The 17,845-nt window shown below is 64.5% G+C and carries 16 protein-coding genes; 8 read left to right on the top strand and 8 right to left on the bottom strand.

Annotated elements, in window-relative coordinates:
• Window positions 1–111 precede the first annotated feature (111 nt).
• Together GEV38_RS11960 and pedF are read right to left on the bottom strand one after the other, a co-directional pair.
• Window positions 112–987, bottom strand: coding sequence for an ABC transporter substrate-binding protein (locus GEV38_RS11960; RefSeq protein WP_054573833.1), 876 nt, complete (start codon window positions 985–987; stop codon window positions 112–114).
• Window positions 988–992: 5 nt separating this feature from the next.
• Window positions 993–1,454, bottom strand: a complete 462-nt coding sequence (pedF, locus tag GEV38_RS11955) for a cytochrome c-550 PedF (RefSeq protein ID WP_013972175.1) — start codon at window positions 1,452–1,454, stop codon at window positions 993–995.
• Between the two features lie 254 nt (window positions 1,455–1,708).
• Between pedF and exaA the strand changes: the two genes are divergently transcribed.
• The gene (gene exaA, locus GEV38_RS11950) at window positions 1,709–3,604 is read left to right on the top strand and encodes a quinoprotein ethanol dehydrogenase (RefSeq protein WP_013972174.1); all 1,896 of its coding nucleotides are present in this window, start codon (window positions 1,709–1,711) and stop codon (window positions 3,602–3,604) included.
• A gap of 178 nt (window positions 3,605–3,782) precedes the next feature.
• Window positions 3,783–4,442, top strand: coding sequence for a pentapeptide repeat-containing protein (locus tag GEV38_RS11945; protein ID WP_054573834.1), 660 nt, complete (start codon window positions 3,783–3,785; stop codon window positions 4,440–4,442).
• Window positions 4,443–4,621: 179 nt separating this feature from the next.
• On the opposite strand, the gene GEV38_RS11940 is transcribed toward GEV38_RS11945, so the two are convergent.
• Together GEV38_RS11940 and GEV38_RS11935 are read right to left on the bottom strand one after the other, a co-directional pair.
• A complete protein-coding gene (locus GEV38_RS11940) occupies window positions 4,622–5,260 on the bottom strand; it encodes a response regulator transcription factor (protein ID WP_003257635.1) in 639 nt (212 codons plus the stop codon).
• Window positions 5,260–6,534 (bottom strand): histidine kinase, encoded by a 1,275-nt coding sequence (locus GEV38_RS11935; RefSeq protein ID WP_054572883.1) that lies wholly within the window; start codon window positions 6,532–6,534, stop codon window positions 5,260–5,262. The genes GEV38_RS11940 and GEV38_RS11935 overlap by 1 nt, the downstream gene beginning before the upstream one ends.
• Window positions 6,535–6,685: 151 nt before the next feature.
• On the opposite strand from GEV38_RS11935, the gene GEV38_RS11930 reads away from it, so the two are divergent.
• From GEV38_RS11930 to GEV38_RS11905, 6 genes are all read left to right on the top strand, one after another.
• Complete coding sequence (locus tag GEV38_RS11930; protein ID WP_054572884.1) at window positions 6,686–7,879, top strand: ABC transporter substrate-binding protein; 1,194 nt, start codon at window positions 6,686–6,688, stop codon at window positions 7,877–7,879.
• A 31-nt stretch (window positions 7,880–7,910) separates the two neighbouring features.
• The gene (locus GEV38_RS11925; protein ID WP_054572885.1) at window positions 7,911–8,900 is read left to right on the top strand and encodes a YVTN family beta-propeller repeat protein; all 990 of its coding nucleotides are present in this window, start codon (window positions 7,911–7,913) and stop codon (window positions 8,898–8,900) included.
• Window positions 8,897–9,637: an ABC transporter ATP-binding protein gene (locus tag GEV38_RS11920; RefSeq protein WP_015270045.1), complete on the top strand. Its 741-nt coding sequence runs from the start codon at window positions 8,897–8,899 to the stop codon at window positions 9,635–9,637. The genes GEV38_RS11925 and GEV38_RS11920 overlap by 4 nt, the downstream gene beginning before the upstream one ends.
• Window positions 9,634–10,425 carry an ABC transporter permease gene (locus tag GEV38_RS11915; RefSeq protein ID WP_013972167.1) on the top strand — a complete coding sequence of 264 codons (792 nt, stop codon included), beginning with the start codon at window positions 9,634–9,636 and terminating at the stop codon, window positions 10,423–10,425. The genes GEV38_RS11920 and GEV38_RS11915 overlap by 4 nt, the downstream gene beginning before the upstream one ends.
• 304 nt (window positions 10,426–10,729) lie before the next feature.
• Complete coding sequence (locus GEV38_RS11910) at window positions 10,730–11,290, top strand: PQQ-dependent catabolism-associated CXXCW motif protein (RefSeq protein ID WP_054572886.1); 561 nt, start codon at window positions 10,730–10,732, stop codon at window positions 11,288–11,290.
• A 57-nt stretch (window positions 11,291–11,347) separates the two neighbouring features.
• Window positions 11,348–12,013: a response regulator transcription factor gene (locus GEV38_RS11905; protein WP_013972165.1), complete on the top strand. Its 666-nt coding sequence runs from the start codon at window positions 11,348–11,350 to the stop codon at window positions 12,011–12,013.
• Window positions 12,014–12,183: 170 nt separating this feature from the next.
• On the opposite strand, the gene GEV38_RS11900 is transcribed toward GEV38_RS11905, so the two are convergent.
• The 4 genes from GEV38_RS11900 to GEV38_RS11885 form a co-directional block, all read right to left on the bottom strand.
• Window positions 12,184–14,079, bottom strand: a complete 1,896-nt coding sequence (locus GEV38_RS11900) for a NahK/ErcS family hybrid sensor histidine kinase/response regulator (protein ID WP_015270042.1) — start codon at window positions 14,077–14,079, stop codon at window positions 12,184–12,186.
• Entirely contained in the window at window positions 14,048–15,211 is a 1,164-nt protein-coding gene (gene nosP, locus GEV38_RS11895) for a nitric oxide-sensing protein NosP (protein ID WP_013972164.1), read from the bottom strand. The genes GEV38_RS11900 and nosP overlap by 32 nt, the downstream gene beginning before the upstream one ends.
• Before the next feature lie 269 nt (window positions 15,212–15,480).
• Complete coding sequence (locus GEV38_RS11890) at window positions 15,481–16,665, bottom strand: porin (RefSeq protein WP_003257627.1); 1,185 nt, start codon at window positions 16,663–16,665, stop codon at window positions 15,481–15,483.
• Between the two features lie 217 nt (window positions 16,666–16,882).
• Window positions 16,883–17,770 carry a MerR family transcriptional regulator gene (locus GEV38_RS11885; protein WP_015270040.1) on the bottom strand — a complete coding sequence of 296 codons (888 nt, stop codon included), beginning with the start codon at window positions 17,768–17,770 and terminating at the stop codon, window positions 16,883–16,885.
• Window positions 17,771–17,845: the final 75 nt, after the last annotated feature.

The raw sequence follows: 17,845 nt of genomic DNA, 5'->3' as shown, positions 1-17,845 counted from the left end.
CGCGAACACCGGCGAAGCCGGTGCCATATACCGCGTCGCATTCTTCGCGGGTGAACCCGCTCCCACAGGGGGATGTGTTGCTTTTACAAACTCACAAGCCTGCGAAGCTTGTTACTGATACATTTCCGGCACCTGGTAACGCAGGCCATAACTGGCATAAATCGCCCTCATCCGCCCATCACGAATCAGCGTCTCAAGCGCTTCCTCCACCGCATAGGCCAGCTGCCGGTTGCTTTCATGCACCGCCATGCCGATCTCCCAGGCCTGCTTGCCAAGGTTCGGGTAGGCGTTTTCCGCCAGGGCCAGCTGCGGGTCGGCGGCTTGATGCAGTTGCCAGTCAACTTCGCCGCGCATCGCCATCACCGCGTCCACCTGACCGGCCTGCATGGCGCCGAAAGCTTGCTGCACATTGGGGTAATGATGGGTCTTGGCACTGAGCATGCCGTTGAACACAGAAGTCAGGTAGAACGACGGCACGCTGTCCACCTCGACCCCGATCGGGTGCTGCTGGAACACCGCGACACTGGCCACCGAGGGCAGGCGGCGGCGATCATAGGCGACCTGCCAGCGCTCCTCCTGATAAGGGCCGAACATGACCACCTGGGCGTTTTCCAGCTCGCCTACCTCGTTGCGCCGCTGCGCATAGGCATGGTCGTATGGCACCCGCATCATCAGGTCGGCCAGTTGCTGATGGCGCAACGGGCTGCCGCGCCAGATGTAGTCGCGCAGATCGTCGTCGAGCTTTTCCCCGGGTGGCGCCCAGATCAGCTGCAAGCGCACCCCCAACGCCGTGGCCAGGGCCTGCGCCAGCTCCACGTCGACACCTCGCGGCTGGCCGTGGTCCTCGAAACTGTAGGGCGCAAAGTCCTTGTACACAGCCACCTTCAATTCGCCGGCGGCGATGATCGCGTCGTAGTTGCGCACCTGCGCCTGCGCCGCCGCGCAGCACAGCAGCAAGCCACTGAACAGCACCGCCAACAGACGCATGGCCGTCATTCCTCGACGTGCACGCTGTCCAGGTAGGTGCGCACCGCCCACAGGGCCTCCTGGCTCAGGTAGTCGGCCATCTTCGGCATGTACACCCGGCCGTCGCGGACCGCACCGTGGCGTACCCGCTCGACGAACCACTCATCCCCGGCCTCGCCGGCATCGAGCATGCGCAGATCCGGGGCGATGCCCCCCGACTTGGCCTCCAGGCCATGACAGGCGGCGCAGTTCTGGTTGTAGGCCGAGGCACCGATCTCCACGGCCTTGTCGTGCTCGGGAGAGCTGCGGTACGGGTTGACCGCTGCCCAGCCATCGCCGTCCAGGGTTACGCCAGCGTCCTTGATCGGGGTCAGGCCCTTGGTTTCCACGGCCTGGGGCACCACATTGCCATGTGCCCAGGCAGTGCCGGTCAGCACTGCACTGGCAAGCAGCCCGGCAGCCAGCAAGACGTTGCGTTTTGTTGTCATTTTTATGCCCTCACGATTGCACGCAAGGCCTCAACCACAGAGGCCGTGTCGCCATCTTAGAAACAGCCCGCAGGCGGCCGAATGCTGCTTTGGTGGCCGCGCCTTACTCCCTTGGTAGTAGGGCTTGTGGCGAACGGCCAAATGAGGTGCCCCGTGGGAACTATTCCCGGCAAGGGCGGGACTTTTTCCGTATCCCGCAAGGCCCGCCCCGTCCCACCCTGTGCAGGCCAAAACCTCCACTGGGAACTGCAACCATGACAACAAGAACGCTACCCGCCCTTTCCCCTCTGGCCCTGAGCGTGCGAGCCTTGCTGCTGGCCGGTAGCCTGGCCCTGGGCAGCGTGGCCACGGCAGCCACCACCCCTGCGGCACCTGCCAGCAAGAACGTGACGTGGGAAGACATCGCCAACGACCACCTGACCACCCAGGATGTGCTGCAGTACGGCATGGGTACCAACGCCCAGCGCTGGAGCCCATTGGCCCAGGTCAATGACAAGAACGTGTTCAAGCTGACCCCGGCGTGGTCCTATTCCTTCGGCGACGAGAAACAACGCGGCCAGGAATCCCAGGCCATCGTCAGCGACGGCGTGGTCTACGTCACCGGCTCCTATTCGCGGGTGTTCGCCCTCGATGCGAAAACCGGCAAGCGCCTGTGGACCTACAACCACCGCCTGCCGGACAACATTCGCCCCTGCTGCGATGTGGTCAACCGCGGCGCAGCGATCTACGGCGACAAGATCTACTTCGGCACCCTCGACGCGCGGGTCATCGCCCTCGACAAGCGCACCGGCAAAGTGGTGTGGAACAAGAAGTTCGGCGACCACGCCGCCGGCTACACCATGACCGGTGCCCCGGTGCTGATCAAGGACAAGACCAGCGGCAAGGTACTGCTGATCCACGGCAGCTCCGGCGATGAATTCGGCGTGGTCGGCCAACTGTTCGCCCGCGACCCGGACACCGGTGAAGAGGTGTGGATGCGGCCCTTCGTCGAGGGCCACATGGGCCGCCTGAACGGCAAGGACAGCACGCCGACCGGTGACGTCAAGGCGCCGTCCTGGCCGGACGACCCCACCACCGAAACCGGCAAGGTCGAAGCCTGGAGCCACGGCGGCGGCGCGCCTTGGCAAAGCGCCAGCTTCGACCCCGAGACCAATACCATCATTGTCGGCGCCGGCAACCCCGGCCCCTGGAACACCTGGGCACGTACGTCGAAGGACGGCAACCCGCATGACTTCGACAGCCTGTACACCTCAGGGCAGGTCGGCGTCGACCCGAGCACCGGTGAAGTGAAGTGGTTCTACCAGCACACGCCCAACGATGCCTGGGATTTCTCCGGCAACAACGAGCTGGTGCTGTTCGACTACAAGGGCAAGGACGGAAAGCTGGTCAAGGCCACCGGCCACGCCGACCGCAACGGCTTCTTCTATGTGGTGGACCGCAGCAACGGCAAACTGCAGAACGCTTTCCCCTTCGTCGACAACATCACCTGGGCCAGCCACATCGACCTCAAGACCGGGCGCCCGGTGGAAAACCCTGGGCAGCGCCCGGCCAAACCGCTGCCGGGAGAAACCAAGGGCAAGCCGGTGGAGGTCTCGCCACCCTTCCTTGGCGGCAAGAACTGGAACCCCATGGCCTACAGCCAGGACACCGGCCTGTTCTACATCCCCGGCAACCAGTGGAAGGAGGAGTACTGGACCGAGGAAGTGAACTACAAGAAGGGCTCGGCCTACCTGGGCATGGGCTTCCGCATCAAGCGCATGTACGACGACCACGTCGGCACCCTGCGCGCCATGGACCCGACCACCGGCAAGCTGGTTTGGGAGCACAAGGAGCACCTGCCGCTGTGGGCCGGCGTGCTGGCGACCAAGGGCAACCTGGTGTTCACCGGCACCGGCGACGGCTTTTTCAAGGCCTTCGACGCCAAGACGGGCAAGGAGCTGTGGAAGTTCCAGACCGGCAGCGGCATCGTCTCGCCGCCGATCACCTGGGAACAGGACGGCGAGCAGTACATCGGCGTGACCGTGGGCTACGGCGGCGCGGTACCGCTGTGGGGCGGCGACATGGCCGAACTGACCAAACCGGTGGCCCAGGGCGGTTCGTTCTGGGTGTTCAAGATCCCAAGCTGGGACAACAAGACTGCACAGCGTTGACTGCATGAGTTGACGCATCACTGGGGCTACGAGGCAGCCCATCGCCGGCAAGCCAGCTCCCACAGGTACAGCGCAGGTCTCAAGGGTTGCGCAGTTTCTGTGGGAGCTGGCTTGCCGGCGATGGGCCGTAAAGCGGCCCCAGGGTGCGTACCCGACTTCACATTGAGAGCCTATCGCCATGAACTACCTGCCACTTGCCTTGCTGATCGTGCTGTCTCCTGCCATGGCCGAGAATGCCGACGACGCTGGCAACGATCCCCCCCTGACCATCAACGGCTGCGTGATTGCCGAAGCCAGCCAGTGCCCGGGGGCCGACCTGCGGGGCGCCAACCTGGCCAACCAGGACCTGCGCAAGATGAACCTGGCCGGCGCCGACCTGCGCGATGCGGACCTGCGCCATGCCCGGCTGGACCTGGCCAACCTGGAAAAGGCCAACCTGCAAGGCGCCAACCTGACCCGCGCCAGCCTGCAGCAAAGCAACCTGCGCCTGGCCGACCTGAGCCAAAGCCGGCTCGTTGCGATTCAGGGCTGGGGCCTGTTTGCCCAAGGTGCGCAACTTGCCAAGGCCGACCTCAGCGCGGCCTACCTGCAGTTCGCAAGGTTGTCAGGGGCGAAGATGCAGCAGGCCAACCTGCGCGCGGCGGACCTGGAAATGGCCTGGCTGAGCAAGGCTGATCTGCAAGGGGCCGACCTTGGCGATGCCAACCTGCAAGAGGCCAAGTTTGGCCAGAGCAACCTGGCCCGCGCCGACTTGCGCGGGGCGCGGCAGCATTACGGGAATTTTCAGGAGGCCAACATGGAGGGGTGCAAGGGGTGCCCCGAGACCTGGGACAATTGAGCCCGATATCCTACCTTGCGCAGGCCCCCTGTAGGAGCGGCCTTGTGTCGCGATGGGCTGCAAAGCAGCCCCGACGATTGCTGCGTTGACGCTGAAGCCCCTGGGGGCCGCTTTGCGGCCCATCGCGACACAAGGCCGCTCCTACAGGGCTCTGCGCAGCGTCCAGGTAGCAGAACACCTCACCCCGCCACCCGCACCACCCCCAGGTCAATCCCCAGATGCACCAGCTCGGCATGGGAGCTGACCTGCAACTTGCTCTTGAGCAAGGTCAGGTGGTTGGACACGGTCTTGGCACTGATGCACAACTGCTCGGCAATCCCTCGCACCGGGGTGCCCTTGGCCAGCATCACGAAAATTTCCAGCTCACGCTGGGTCATGCGCTGCAGGCGCGGGTCGCTGGCATTCTGCTGTGACGTGCAGGCCAGCTGGGTGGCCAAGGGCTGTTCGATATAGGCATGCCCGGCCAACACCCGCTGCACCGCCTCGATCAGCACTTCGGGCGCCGAGTTCTTGGTCAGGTATCCCGAGGCACCAGCATCCAGCGCCTGGCGCACCAGCGGCAGTTCGTCATGCATGCTGAAGAACAGCACCCGCAACTGCGGCAGGCGCTGACGCAGGCGCCGGGTGGTTTCCAGGCCGCTGATGCCTGGCAGGCCAAAGTCCATGATCACCAGATTGGGCACCTGTTCCTGAACCCGCGCCAGCGCCTCTTCGCCACTGGCAGCCTCACGCACCTGTACCTTCGGCAGCACCGCTCGCAGCAGGCTGGCATAGCCCTGGCGGACCACGGCGTGGTCATCGACCAACACGATATTCATCACACCTCCATGGGAATGTTCAGGGCCAGCGCCCAGCCGGCACCCGGTCGGCTGAGGATGCGCAGCTCACCGCCCAGGCTGCGGGCGCGCTCGGCCATCGAGTGCAGGCCTACCCCGGGGCGCTGGGGCTGGCTGGCACCGCAACCGTTGTCGCGAACCAGCAGGCGCAAGCCCTTGGCGCTGCGTTGCAGGCGCACCCGCACCTGGCTTGCGCCGGCGTGACGGGCGACGTTGGTCAACGCCTCCTGCAGCAAACGATACAAATGCGTGCGACTCGGCCCGGGTAGTGCCGGCAAATGCTCGCCTACCCGCAGGCGGCAATCGATACCCTGGCTGGCCTGCCATTGGCTCACCAGCAGGCCGAAGGCTTCGGCCAGCGGCATGTGCTGCAACGCCAGCGGGTACAGGTCATGTACCAGGGCGCGGAAACCTTGCTGCAGGCGTTCACAATCGAGCTCCAGGGTGCGTGTCGTCTGCGCCACCGCGGTTGGCTGGTCGGCGACCATGCGCAGCAGGCAGAGCTGGGCCCGAATACCCGCCAGGTATTGCCCGAGGTCGTCGTGCAGGGTCTGCGCCAACTGGGTGCGCTCCTGCTCCTGCACCGCCAGCAGGGCCTGGGTGAGTTGGGTATTGTCGCAGCGGGCCTGCTCCAGAGACGCGGTCATGCGGTTGAAGTGCTCCGCCAATTGGCGCGCCTCCGGCAGGCCGGCCTCGCGCAGGCGTGCGGTCAATTGCCCACCTGAGACCTGGCGCAAGGCCTGCAGCAGATCGTCCAGCAAGCCCATGCCCCGCCGCACCGCCCAACGGATGGTCAACAAGCTCAGCAACAACGCCAGGCCGCACAGGACCAACAGCTGCTGCAGCGAGTCGCGGACCTCATCGATTTCATCCCGCGCATCCACGGCAATCATTACCCGGCGGCCGTCACCCAGCTCCAGCAGCCGGCTGCTGTCATGGCGCTGGCCAAGCAGTTGGCGGCCCAGCCAGGCATCCAGGCCGGTTGCTTGCGGCAGCCGCGCAGGTTCATCCGCCGCCAGCCAGTGCACCCGCACATGGCGCAGGCTTTGCGTCAGCCGTGGTTGCAGGCTCTGCGGGTCGTGCTCGGCAGTGTCGCCGAGGTATGCCACTACGGCTTGCGCCGACTGCAACTCCCGCTCCACGTCAGCCACCGCCTGGCGCAACAGCACCCCGGCACAGGCCAGCGTCAACATCGCGAAGCAACAAGTGACCCAGAGGTTGATCCGCCACAGGGCCGAAAGGTTGACAAGGCGCATGGGCAGTTCTCCTCGGGGTTGCTGCGGCCATCGTAAAACCCGCGCCCATGTGGTGAATTACTACCTTGGTACCGGGCGAGCGCTACTTTCTGCATATTCCCCCCTCCCGGCGGGCTTCCTATGCTGGCGCCATCTGCCGTGGAGTTGCCTTATGCGCCTGCCTGCCCACCTTGCCATGACCTGCCTGCTGGCCTTGGCCGCAACGTTTTCTGCAAGCCCGGCACCCGCCGCGCAGGCCCCGGGCGGGGAACCGTTGCAAGTGCGCATCGGCTATCTCGGCTATCGCCCCGATCCCGGCCCGCTGCTGTCCAACATCATTCCCGAACCCACCGATGCCGGGCTGCAGGGCGCCGAACTGGCGATTGTCGACAGCAACAGCAGCGGGCGTTTTCTCAAACAGGAATTCCACCTGGCCAATGCCACGGTCGAAAGCCCCGAAGCCCTGCTGCAGGCTGCCAAGGCCCAGCATGACCAGGGCCTGCGGCTGTTCGTGGTAAATGCCCCCGCCGCCAGCCTGCGCGCGCTGTCTGCCGCCCTGCCCGACAGCCTGCTGTTCAACGCCGGCAGCCCGGACGACAGCCTGCGCAGCAGCCAGTGCCTGGGCAATGTGCTGCACAGCCTGCCCAGCCGCGCCATGCTGGCCGATGCCCTGGCGCAGTTCCTGGTAATGCGCAAATGGCAGCGGGCGCTGTTGGTCGTCGGCCAGACCGACGATGACCGGGCCTATGCGGCGGCCCTGCGCCGCGCCATGAAGCGCTTTGGCATGCAGCTGGTCGCGGAGAAAGCCTGGACATTCGACAACGACCAGCGCCGCAGCGCCCAGGCCGACATGCCGCTGTTCACCCAAACCGCCGAGTACGACGTGGTGCTGGTGGCTGACGAACGCGGCGACTTCGGCGAGTACCTGCCCTACCAGACCTGGTATCCGCGGCCGGTAGCCGGCACCCAGGGCCTGACCCCCACCGGCTGGCACAAGACTGTTGAAACCTTCGGCGCGGCGCAGTTGCAAAAGCGCTTCGAAGCCCAGGCCGGGCGCTGGATGAACGACCGCGACTTCGCCGCCTGGATGGCCGTGCGCAGCGTCGCCAGCGCAGTGAGCAAACTGCGCCAGGCCGAGCCCCGCGCCCTGCAGCAACTGCTGCTCAGCGAGCAGTTGCCGCTGGACGGCTTCAAGGGCCGCAAGCTCAGCTACCGCCCGTGGAACGGCGAGCTGCGCCAGCCGATCCCGCTGGTGCAGCCGCGGGCCCTGGTCAGTACCTCGCCGCAGGAAGGCTTCCTGCACCCGTTCAACGAAATGGACAGCCTGGGCTACGACAGGCCCGAAGTGACCTGCGGCTACCCCTGACCCGATAACCACAACAAAAAAGGATTTCGCCATGCGTCGCTCCCCTTTTCACCGGGCACTGCTTTACCCCAGCCTGCTGTCGGGCGCCCTGGCCCTTGCCAGCGGGCACGCCGTGGCCGCCACCGCCTGGGTATCGAACGAGAAGGACAACAGCCTCAGCCTGATCGACATGCAGACCCTGCAAGTCACCGAAACCCTGCCAGTGGGCCAGCGCCCGCGCGGCCTGCTGCTGTCCCACGACAACACGCTGCTGTACATCTGCGCCAGCGATTCGGACCGGGTGCAAGTGATGGATGTGGCCACCCGCAAGATCATCAAGGAACTGCCCTCCGGCAAGGACCCCGAGCAGTTCGCCCTGCACCCCAACGACCGCTGGTTGTACGTGTCCAACGAGGACGACGCGCTGGTGACGGTAATCGATACCCAGACCGACAAGGTGCTCGGGCAAATCGACGTCGGCATCGAGCCCGAAGGCATGGCGGTGAGCCCGGATGGCAAATGGGCGGTCAACACCAGCGAAACCACCAACATGCTGCACTGGATCGACACCAGCACCCAGACACTGGCGGACAGCACCCCGGTGGACCAGCGGCCGCGCTTCGTCGAGTTCAGCCAGGACGGCTCGCGGCTGTGGGCCTCGGCAGAAATCGGCGGCACGGTGACCATCCTCGACGTGGCCAGCCGCCAGGTGCTGAAAACCCTGAACTTCCAGATCAAGGGCGTGCACCCGGACAAGGTCCAGCCGGTAGGCATCAAGCTCAGCGCCGATGGCAAGTACGCGTTCGTCGCCCTGGGCCCTGCCAACCATGTGGCGGTGGTCGATGCCAAGACCTATGAGGTACTCGACTACCTGCTGGTGGGCCGGCGGGTCTGGCAACTGGCGTTCACCCCGGACCAGAGCCAGTTGCTGGCCACCAACGGGGTCAGTGGCGACGTTTCGGTGATCGATGCAAAAAACCTCAAGGTGCTCAAGTCGGTGAAGGTCGGCCGCTACCCCTGGGGCGTGGTGGTGACGCCATGAATACCCTCGAAGTCAGTGACGTGAGCTTTGCCTACGGCCAGCGCGAGGCGCTCAGGCACGTCGGCTTCAGCCTGGCGCCCGGGCGCTTCGCCGCCTTGCTGGGCCCCAATGGCGCCGGCAAGTCGACCTTGATCGCCCTGCTCACCCGCTTGTACGACCTGCAGCATGGCGACATCCGCGTGTGCGGCTGCTCGCTGCGCAACGCCACACGCCCGGCCTTGCGCCAGCTGGGCGTGGTGTTCCAGCAAAGCACCCTCGACCTTGACCTGAGCGTGGAGCAGAACCTGCGCTACCACGCCTCGCTGCACGGCCTGTCGCGGCGCCAGGGCAATGTTCGGGTCGATGCCGAGTTGGCCCGCCAGGGGCTCGATGAGCGGCGGCGCGAACCGGTCCGGGCGCTGAACATCGGCCATCGGCGCCGGGTGGAGATTGCCCGCGCGCTGCTGCATGAGCCGCGTTTGCTGTTGCTCGACGAGGCCAGCGTTGGCCTCGACCCGGCCAGCCGCCTGGCGCTCAACCAGCACCTGCGGCTGCTGTGCCGCGAGCAGCGCCTCAGTGTGCTGTGGACCACCCATCTGCTGGACGAAGTGCAGCCCAGCGATGACCTGCTGATCCTGCATCAAGGGCGCCTGGTGGCCAGCGGCACGGCCGATGCCCTGAGCCTGGAGCACGGCGGTGACCTCGACCATGCCTTTGCCCGCCTGACCAGCGCCCCCACAGGAGCCAATGCCCGATGAACGCTTACTGGCAGTGCTTCAACGGCATTCTCCTGCGCGAATGCCTGCGTTTCGTCCTGCAGCGCACCCGTTTTCTCAGCGCCCTGGTGCGCCCGCTGCTGTGGCTGCTGGTGTTCGCCGCCGGCTTTCGCGCGGCCCTGGGCATCGCGATCATCGAGCCCTACGACACCTACATCCCCTACGAGGTGTACATCATTCCGGGCCTTGCCTGCATGATCCTGCTGTTCAACGGCATGCAGGGCTCGCTGTCGATGGTCTATGACCGGGAGATGGGCAGCATGCGCGTGTTGCTGACCAGCCCGTTGCCGCGGCCCTTCCTGCTCGGCAGCAAGCTGCTGGCGACCTCGTTGATCTCCCTGCTGCAGGTGTACGCCTTCCTTGCCATCGCCTGGTTGTATGGCGTGCAGCCACCGGCTGCGGGCCTGTTGCTGGCGCTGCCAGCGTTGTTGCTGGTGGCGCTGATGCTCAGCGCCCTGGGCCTGTTGCTATCGAATGCGATTCGCCAGCTGGAGAACTTTGCCGGGGTGATGAACTTCGTGATATTCCCGCTGTTCTTCCTGTCCTCGGCGCTGTACCCGTTGTGGAAGATGCGCGAGGCCAGCCAGTGGCTGTACTGGCTGTGTGCAGTGAACCCGTTCACCCATGCCGTGGAGCTGGTGCGCTTTGCCTTGTATGAGCGCTTCAACCCGCTGGCGCTGGCGGTATGCCTGGGGCTGACCGTGCTGTTCACCCTGCTGGCGATCCTCACCTTCAACCCCCAGCATGCGGCGCTGCGCAAGCCACGCTGAGCGGCAGCGATCCATCGCTTAGCGCGAACCCTGTGGGAGCGGGCGCGCCCGCGAAACAGGCGACGCGGTGTATGGCACCGGCTTCGCCGGTGTTCGCGGGCACGCCCGCTCCCACAAGGGAAGGTGACACGCTCTCGAACATTGTTCCCTGTGCGACAGCGTAGCCCAAAGGGTTGGGCAATCTCCCACAGGTTTGCGCGCCCGGCTTTCTACTACTTTGGTACTGCCTTTGCTGTCTGATCGTCGCATTCACAATGCACCGCCACTGGCATGTAATGGGCCTATAACAAAAAGGACAACCCCCATGCCACGTGCCCTGCCCCGGCTGCCACGCCCATTGCTGGCGGCGCTTTCCCTGAGCCTGACGCTAGGCGCTGCCTTGGCCGACACCACGCCGCTATTCTCCGCCGACGGCTACCGCACCACCCTCTACCGCAGCCCGACCCCACAGCAGGTCGAGGGCGGCCAGGTCATCGACACCGCCATGCTGCAAGGCCTGCTGGGGCACACCCCCAAGCCGGTGCTGATCGACGTCTATCGCCGCCAATGGCTGCAAGGCCGCTTCATCGAAGATGAACCCCACGCCAACATCCCCGGCAGCCGCTGGCTGGCCAACACCGGCGATGGCGAGCTGAGCCCGGCGTGGCACGATTACTTCGTGCGCAACCTGCAAAAAGCCACCGCCGGGCGCACGGAGCAACCGCTGGTCTTTTACTGCCGCTCCGATTGCTGGTTAAGCTGGAACGCGGTAAAACGCGCGAAAGCCCTGGGCTATAAGAATCTGTATTGGTACCGCGATGGCCTGGACGCCTGGCAACAGGCCAACCTGCCGCTGCAGCCAGCGCAGCCGGAACCCTTCCCCTGAATTCATCGCCTGCAAACGCGTGCCCGCTCCATCCAATAAAAACGAGGTGAAAAGGCCATGTACAAAATTCTGATTGCCGACGATCACCCCCTGTTTCGCGAAGCCATCCACAACGTTATCAGCGATGGTTTCCAGGGCAGCGAAGTCATGGAAACTGCCGACCTGGACAGCGCCCTGGCGCTGACCCACGAACATGACGACCTCGACCTGATCCTGCTCGACCTGAACATGCCCGGTATGCATGGCCTCAATGGCCTGATCACCCTGCGCAACGAGGCACCGACCACGCCGGTGGTGATCGTCTCGGCCGAGCAGGAAAAGCAGATCGTGCTGCAGGCCATCACTTATGGCGCGGTGGGCTTCATCACCAAGTCCTCGCCACGTTCACAGATGATCGAAGCGATCGAGCAGATCCTCAACGGCAATGTCTACCTGCCGCCCGACATCATCCGAGCCCAGAAAAGCAGCACCAGCCGGCGCCTGAACGATGCCCCGAGCTTCCCGCCGGAGATGCTCCAGGCTCTGACCCGCAAGCAGCTGCTGGTGCTCGAGCGCATGACCAAGGGCGAGTCGAACAAGCAGATCGCCTACACCCTGGATATCGCCGAGACCACGGTCAAGGCCCACGTTTCGGCGATCCTGCGCAAGCTCAACGTGCACAACCGGGTGCAGGCCATCCTCAGTGCCGGTGATATCGATTTCGGTGATTACCTGCGGCGTTGACCTGTCCCTGCTCCTTTCCCAGGCTACCTCATTGCCCTGTAGGAGCAGCCTTGTGCTGCGAAGAGGCCGGCAAGGCAAAAATCTTCTCTAGCAGTAATGGACTCTTCGCAGCGCAAGGCTGCTCCTACAGGTACTGAGCAGCCTTTGGGTCCGATTGTCTGGCATCACGGCTAGCCCTGGCTGCCCAGCAAATGGCTCATCGCCGCCTTAAGCTTCATCGGCCGCACCGGCTTGTGCATCAGGGTGTGGCCCTGCTCGCGGATCTGTTGCTTGAGCTCGTTGCTGTAGTTGGCGGTGATCATCATCGCCGGCAAGGGCTGGGTACGGCGGGCATTGATCCGCGCCACGGCGTCGACGCCATTGCAGTCATTGTCCAGGTGGTAGTCGGCGATCAGCAGGTCGGCCTCGGCATGGTAGTTGTCCACCTGGCGCGCCAGGTCCTCCTCCGACAGCGCGGTGACCACCCGGCAGCCCCACCCCTCCAGCAGGGTGCGCATGCCAGCGCAAATCGCCGCATCGTTATCCAGTACCCACACCCGCGCCCCGCGCAGGCGTTCGAGCATCGGCTCGCTGATTGCCTGGCTCGGCTGGGCCTTGGGCGCGATGGTGCTCAGCGGCACTTCGACCGCGAATACCGAGCCTTTGCCAAGCCATGAACGCACCCGAATCCGGTGGCCAAGAATGCCGGCGATCTTTTCCACGATCGCCAGGCCCAGGCCCAAGCCACGGTCCTGGTCCGGACGCTGCACATCACCGCGCCTGAACTCCTGGAACATTTCTTCCAGGTGCTCTTCGGCGATACCGATCCCGCTGTCCCATACTTCGATCCGCAAGCCGCCACGCTGGCGCCGGCAGCCCAGCACCACGCGCCCACTGCGGGTGTAGCGAATGGCATTGCTGAGCAGGTTGCGCAGGATCCGCGCCAGCAGCTGGATGTCACTACGGACCACGGCGGAACAGCCCACGAAATGCAGTTCAAGCCCTTCGCTGCGCGCCACCTGGGCGTATTCGGCAGCGAGGTTGTCCATCAGTTCGCGCAGGGCGAACGGGGCGACATCGGCCTTGATCACGCCAGCATCGAGCTTGGAAATATCCACCAGGGTACCTAGCAGGTTCTCCACATCCTCCAGCGAGTTGCTGACATTACGCACCAGGTGAGCACTGTTGTGCGGCTCGCGGTGTTCGAGCAAGGCGCTGGTGAACAGCCGCGCCGCGTTCAGTGGCTGCAGCAAGTCATGGCTGACGGCGGCAAGGAACTTGGTTTTCGACAGGTTGGCCTGCTCGGCCTCGCGCTTGGCCTCGCGCAGGCGCGATTCCACCCGGCTGCGCTCCTCGATTTCGCGCAGCAGCTGCTCGTTGAGGCTGGTCAGCTCGGCCGTGCGCTCGCGTACCCGTTGCTCCAGGTGCTGATACGCCTGGTGCAGCGCCTGTGCGGTATTGCGTCGCTCGGTGATGTCGCGGATCAACACGAAGATGCCCACCACTTCGCCATTGGCCAGGCGGTTCGGCACGTAGGAGCGCAGCATGTAGCGTTCCTGGCCGTTGATGTTGGTTTCGGCAAATTCGAAGGTTACGCTCTCCCCCGCCAGCGCCCGCGCCACGTAGGCCTCCAGGCGCTGGTAATGCTGCTCGCTGTGGGCCTCGCGCAGGCTCTGGCCCAGCATCACGCCGCGAGGCCAGCAATACCATTCTTCATAGACCTTGTTGGTAAATTCGTAGACCAGGTCGGCATTCAGGTAAGCGATCAGCGCCGGTACATGGTCGGTGATCAGGCGGATCTGGTGCTGGTGTGCCGTCTCGGCCCGCTGCCGGGCCTCGCTGAGCAGGTGGTTGACGGCCTTGAGCTCGGCCATGGCCTGGTTCAGCGCTTCGGTGCGTTCGCGCACCTGCTCGGCCAGCACCACCGAATGCTGAAACGCGGCATAAGGGTCGTTGCCACGCGTGACGCCGGACTCGATACGCTCGATCAGGGCGCCGTTGATACGCTGCAGCTTGTGGTTCTGGTGCTGCAGCCGGGCGACCTCGGCCTGCAGTTCAGCGACCGACAGGAGGCCGGTTGCGGGCAATGGCGACTCCGGTGAAGGTCTGGTTGATGTGCATGCCATCGAACTGTTCTCCGTAGGTGTTGAAGCCGATCACCCGCTGCTCGCGCAGGAACGCACCGACCGCTTCCAGCCCGTCCCGGGCTTCCAGCTCCAGCCGCCGCAGGAAGCAATCGCAACCGATGGTCAGCAGTAGCGGGCCGAGGCGCTGCTGCAAGCCGTCGAACAACTGGTGCAGGTTCGGCAACAGCGGGCCCGGGGTCATGGCGGTAAGCACGATGCCGTTTTCAACAGCGCAGTAGAAACTCAGGCTCAGGTCCGGGTGCACCTGCTGGATCGCCCGCACGTAATACTGGTCGTGGATGCGCACGGCCAGCGGATGGGCAGCGAACACACGATGATCGAGCTCGGCCACCGGCACGCCGATGTGCCGGGCGTATTCCTCGGCAGCTGGCTCGGCATTCAGTTCGAAGACCCGGCGCTGGGCACTGTCGGCGCCGGTGACCACCAGCTTTTCCTGGCGCGGCAGGATGTGGTGGGTGGTGAACACTTCGAAGTCGAGCCAGGTATTGACCAGCACCACCACCGCCGCGCCGTGGTGGAACGCGCCGCCGAAATACACATGGGTGCGGGTCAGGTAGTTGTCGTCGCCGGCCGAGCCGCCGAAATGCGGGATGTCGCCCAGGGCCGCACTGAGGGCGGCAAGCACCATTTCCTCACGGCTGGACAAGCCGTCGAGCAGGGTCAGGGCAAAGCTGTGGCCCTTGATCGGCGCCAGGTTATTGCTGCGGCAGGTGCCGACCAGGCGCTCGACCATCTGCTGGGCGTCGATCAGGCTAAAGCGCTCCATTTCGTCGATCAGCTCGGTGGCGATGGAAAAGTGCCGATGATCGAACCCCACTGCCGTTATGCAGTTGCGGCCATAGCCCTGCGGGGTGATTTCCCCGGCGCTGGTGCAACCGACCAGGCGGATGCCGCCAAAGCCCTGCTCCAGGGCTTCGCCCAGGGCCTGCAGGTCGTATTCGGCGGAGCAGAAGAACAGCACGAAGCCCAGGTGCGGGTGCAGCAACTGCGCCGCCAGCTCCTGGGCTGCCTGCCGGGCGTCGGTTGCCTGGGACATGGCGCTGACCACACCGTCGTTGTGAGCCTGCTGCATCGTGGTCTCCGGCGCGGGGTGGCTGAGTGATGAGTGTACGAAGGCGATCATCGAGGACGAATGCTACTTGGGTAGCGGGTGGGCGGTTCCATGGACGTAATATCACCGGCATGCGCGGGACCTTGTAGGAGCGGCCTTGTGTCGCGAAAGGGCTGCAAAGCAGCCCCAGCAATTTGTGCATCGCTGCTGAAATCCTGGGGCCGCTTTGCGGCCCTTTCGCGACACAAGGCCGCTCCTACAATTGACCGTGTTGCCCGGTCTGGCAAGGCTTACCAGGTGAGCACCGCCCCCACCGCAAAGGTATCGGTGTCTTCGTTCTGGTCACTGGTTTCATGGCCGTCGATGGAGAACTGGTTGTACTCGGCAACCAGCTTGAGGTTGTCGTTGACGTCATGGAACAGCGCCACGCCACGGGTTTCATAATCCGCACCACTGCCCACCGCGCCGTTGCCATCGTCCTTGGTCTTGCCATACGACAGCGCCACCCGGTTCTTGCCGACCTTGTAGGAGCCCTGCAGCAGGTAGCCGTCGCTGTCGACATTGCGCAAGGTCGGTTCGCCAGCGTTGTTGGTGAAGAACGGGTTGATGCCCTTGGCCTGGAACCCCGAGCCGGTCAGCGACAGCCCCCCCATCTTCGCCTGCACACCGTAGCCGACACCTTTGGAGGTGACCGACTGCACCGCCGGGTCGGTGTTGTCGGAGGTCTGGTAGCTGCCGTTGAGCCAGCTGTAGATCTGCGCCCCACCCAGGTCGAACTGGTAGGTGATCTCGCTTTCGGTACGCGGGTTTTCCTGGTAGGCCTTGCCGGTCGGGCTGCTGTCGTTGGTGTCCACCGGGTCCATGATGCCCACCGCCACCCGCAGGCCGTCCATCACTGGGGTGCGATAGGTGATCTGCGAGGTGGGGAACGGGTACGGGTAGCCGCTACCGATGTTGCCGAACGAGACCCCGCCGCCGTCAACCAGCCCCAGGGTGTCACTGACCTGGCCATAACCGGCCAGCAGTTCGTCGAGCAGGATATTGGAACGGGCGAACAGCCCGAAGTCCTTGCCGATCAGCACCTCACCCCACTCGGGGTTGGCCACGGTGCCGTAGAACTGGCGCACGTCGATGGCGGTGTCGGTACCGTTGGTTTCGCTGTCGTTGATGGTCACCCAGAACGAGGCTCGCGCGCCGAGCTTCAGGTCATCTACCTGCTTGCCCATGTTGAAGCCCAGGTAGTTGGGCAGAAAGCCCATCTTCACCCGTGACTGGCGGCGATCGAACTGCTCACCCTGCCGATCGACATCGCTGTTGACGTAGAAGGCGTTGATATAGCCGTCGGTGGAAAACGTCGTCTGGTCCTTGTCGTACAGCATGATCTCGGCCTGGGCCAGGCTGCTCAGGCAAAGGGTCGACAGGCTGACGGTAACAGCCGCCAGCAAACGTGGGGACAGATTCTTATTGTTGTACATGTCGCGCTCCGAAACGGGGACGGGATGTCGGAGGCGATTATCAGAAGCTGGCAAACAGCCAGAAACGCTGCCTTGGAGGGGGCTGCCAGGTGCTTTGGGCCTGCGCGCGCGGCGTGATGATTCCGGCCCAGGACCGGGTTACGCCCAGAGGCAAGACTTCTGGCGTAACCCACAGGAGCAGGCAAGGATCAGTACGGCAGACTACAGCGGGCCCCTGTCAAAGGTCCAGGGCACCACTGAGCAAGGCATTCAGCATGGGGGCGACGTCAGCGCGCTGCTCGTCCAGCAGACACAGCGGGAGGCCTTGCCAGGCTGGTTGTAAATCGGCCAATCCCTCGCCAATCAAGGCCAGCGGACAAACGATTGCCATTTGCAGCGAACGCAGGCGCCTGGCCAAGGCAGGGTCCACCGGCACCTGGACCTTGATCACCACTGCTGCGGGCTGCATTGCTGCACACAGCATGGGTATTTCTTCCAGCGGCTGCCCGCAACCGAGCACTTCGATGCGTTGCTGCTCGCTGCTCAACAGCAGCCCGGTGCACAATACCTGCAGTTCGGCTTGCCCCTCGGTACCTGCCAGCAGCACGCGCGGTGCATCGGCCTGGTTCATCTGCAGGCGCATCAGCAGGCGGGCGCGCAGGAACATGTCCAGAAACAGCCATTGGCTACGCTGGCCCGGCGCAATGCCTGAGGCCAGGCCATGCCAGACTGGCATCAGCACCTCACGCAGCACGGTGGACTTGGGCAGGACGGTGAACAACTGCCCATGGATGCTTTCCAGCGCTTGTGTATCGAATGCCTTGGTTGCACGCTCCACGGCAGCGCGCCAGTCGTCGAACGCCGAGTGCTGCTGCACCGGCGCATCCGGCTGGCCTGCGAGCATGCCGCCTACCTTGCTGATGGGCACCCCATTGCCAGTCCAGCGCAAGATGTCGCGTATGCGCTGGACATCGCGGGCGGTATAAAGGCGATGGCCGCCCTCGGTGCGCTGCGGGCTTATCAACCCATGGCGCCGCTCCCATGCCCGCAAGGTCACCGGATTGATGCCGGTCAGGCTGACCACATCGCGCATGGGTAGCAAATCGGCTGGGGTGGCGTCAGTCATGATGAGGGTTTATCTGGGGGGTGGCACATTCTAAACCCATATGCACCTTCTGCGGCGAGCCTCCTTGGGTCATCA

The organism is Pseudomonas sp. 13159349 (assembly GCF_013305685.1).
Classification (GTDB): domain Bacteria; phylum Pseudomonadota; class Gammaproteobacteria; order Pseudomonadales; family Pseudomonadaceae; genus Aquipseudomonas; species Aquipseudomonas asiatica.
This window is presented reverse-complemented; position numbering and strand designations above follow the sequence as displayed.

What these genes read in the sequence shown, in the direction of transcription:
- GEV38_RS11960 (WP_054573833.1), bottom strand. Translation starts at nt 987, where the DNA reads ATGCGTCTGTTGGCGGTGCTGTTCAGTGGCTTGCTGCTGTGCTGCGCG.
- pedF (WP_013972175.1), bottom strand. Translation starts at nt 1,454, where the DNA reads ATGACAACAAAACGCAACGTCTTGCTGGCTGCCGGGCTGCTTGCCAGT.
- exaA (WP_013972174.1), top strand. Translation starts at nt 1,709, where the DNA reads ATGACAACAAGAACGCTACCCGCCCTTTCCCCTCTGGCCCTGAGCGTG.
- GEV38_RS11945 (WP_054573834.1), top strand. Translation starts at nt 3,783, where the DNA reads ATGAACTACCTGCCACTTGCCTTGCTGATCGTGCTGTCTCCTGCCATG.
- GEV38_RS11940 (WP_003257635.1), bottom strand. Translation starts at nt 5,260, where the DNA reads ATGAATATCGTGTTGGTCGATGACCACGCCGTGGTCCGCCAGGGCTAT.
- GEV38_RS11935 (WP_054572883.1), bottom strand. Translation starts at nt 6,534, where the DNA reads ATGCGCCTTGTCAACCTTTCGGCCCTGTGGCGGATCAACCTCTGGGTC.
- GEV38_RS11930 (WP_054572884.1), top strand. Translation starts at nt 6,686, where the DNA reads ATGCGCCTGCCTGCCCACCTTGCCATGACCTGCCTGCTGGCCTTGGCC.
- GEV38_RS11925 (WP_054572885.1), top strand. Translation starts at nt 7,911, where the DNA reads ATGCGTCGCTCCCCTTTTCACCGGGCACTGCTTTACCCCAGCCTGCTG.
- GEV38_RS11920 (WP_015270045.1), top strand. Translation starts at nt 8,897, where the DNA reads ATGAATACCCTCGAAGTCAGTGACGTGAGCTTTGCCTACGGCCAGCGC.
- GEV38_RS11915 (WP_013972167.1), top strand. Translation starts at nt 9,634, where the DNA reads ATGAACGCTTACTGGCAGTGCTTCAACGGCATTCTCCTGCGCGAATGC.
- GEV38_RS11910 (WP_054572886.1), top strand. Translation starts at nt 10,730, where the DNA reads ATGCCACGTGCCCTGCCCCGGCTGCCACGCCCATTGCTGGCGGCGCTT.
- GEV38_RS11905 (WP_013972165.1), top strand. Translation starts at nt 11,348, where the DNA reads ATGTACAAAATTCTGATTGCCGACGATCACCCCCTGTTTCGCGAAGCC.
- nosP (WP_013972164.1), bottom strand. Translation starts at nt 15,211, where the DNA reads ATGCAGCAGGCTCACAACGACGGTGTGGTCAGCGCCATGTCCCAGGCA.
- GEV38_RS11890 (WP_003257627.1), bottom strand. Translation starts at nt 16,665, where the DNA reads ATGTACAACAATAAGAATCTGTCCCCACGTTTGCTGGCGGCTGTTACC.
- GEV38_RS11885 (WP_015270040.1), bottom strand. Translation starts at nt 17,770, where the DNA reads ATGACTGACGCCACCCCAGCCGATTTGCTACCCATGCGCGATGTGGTC.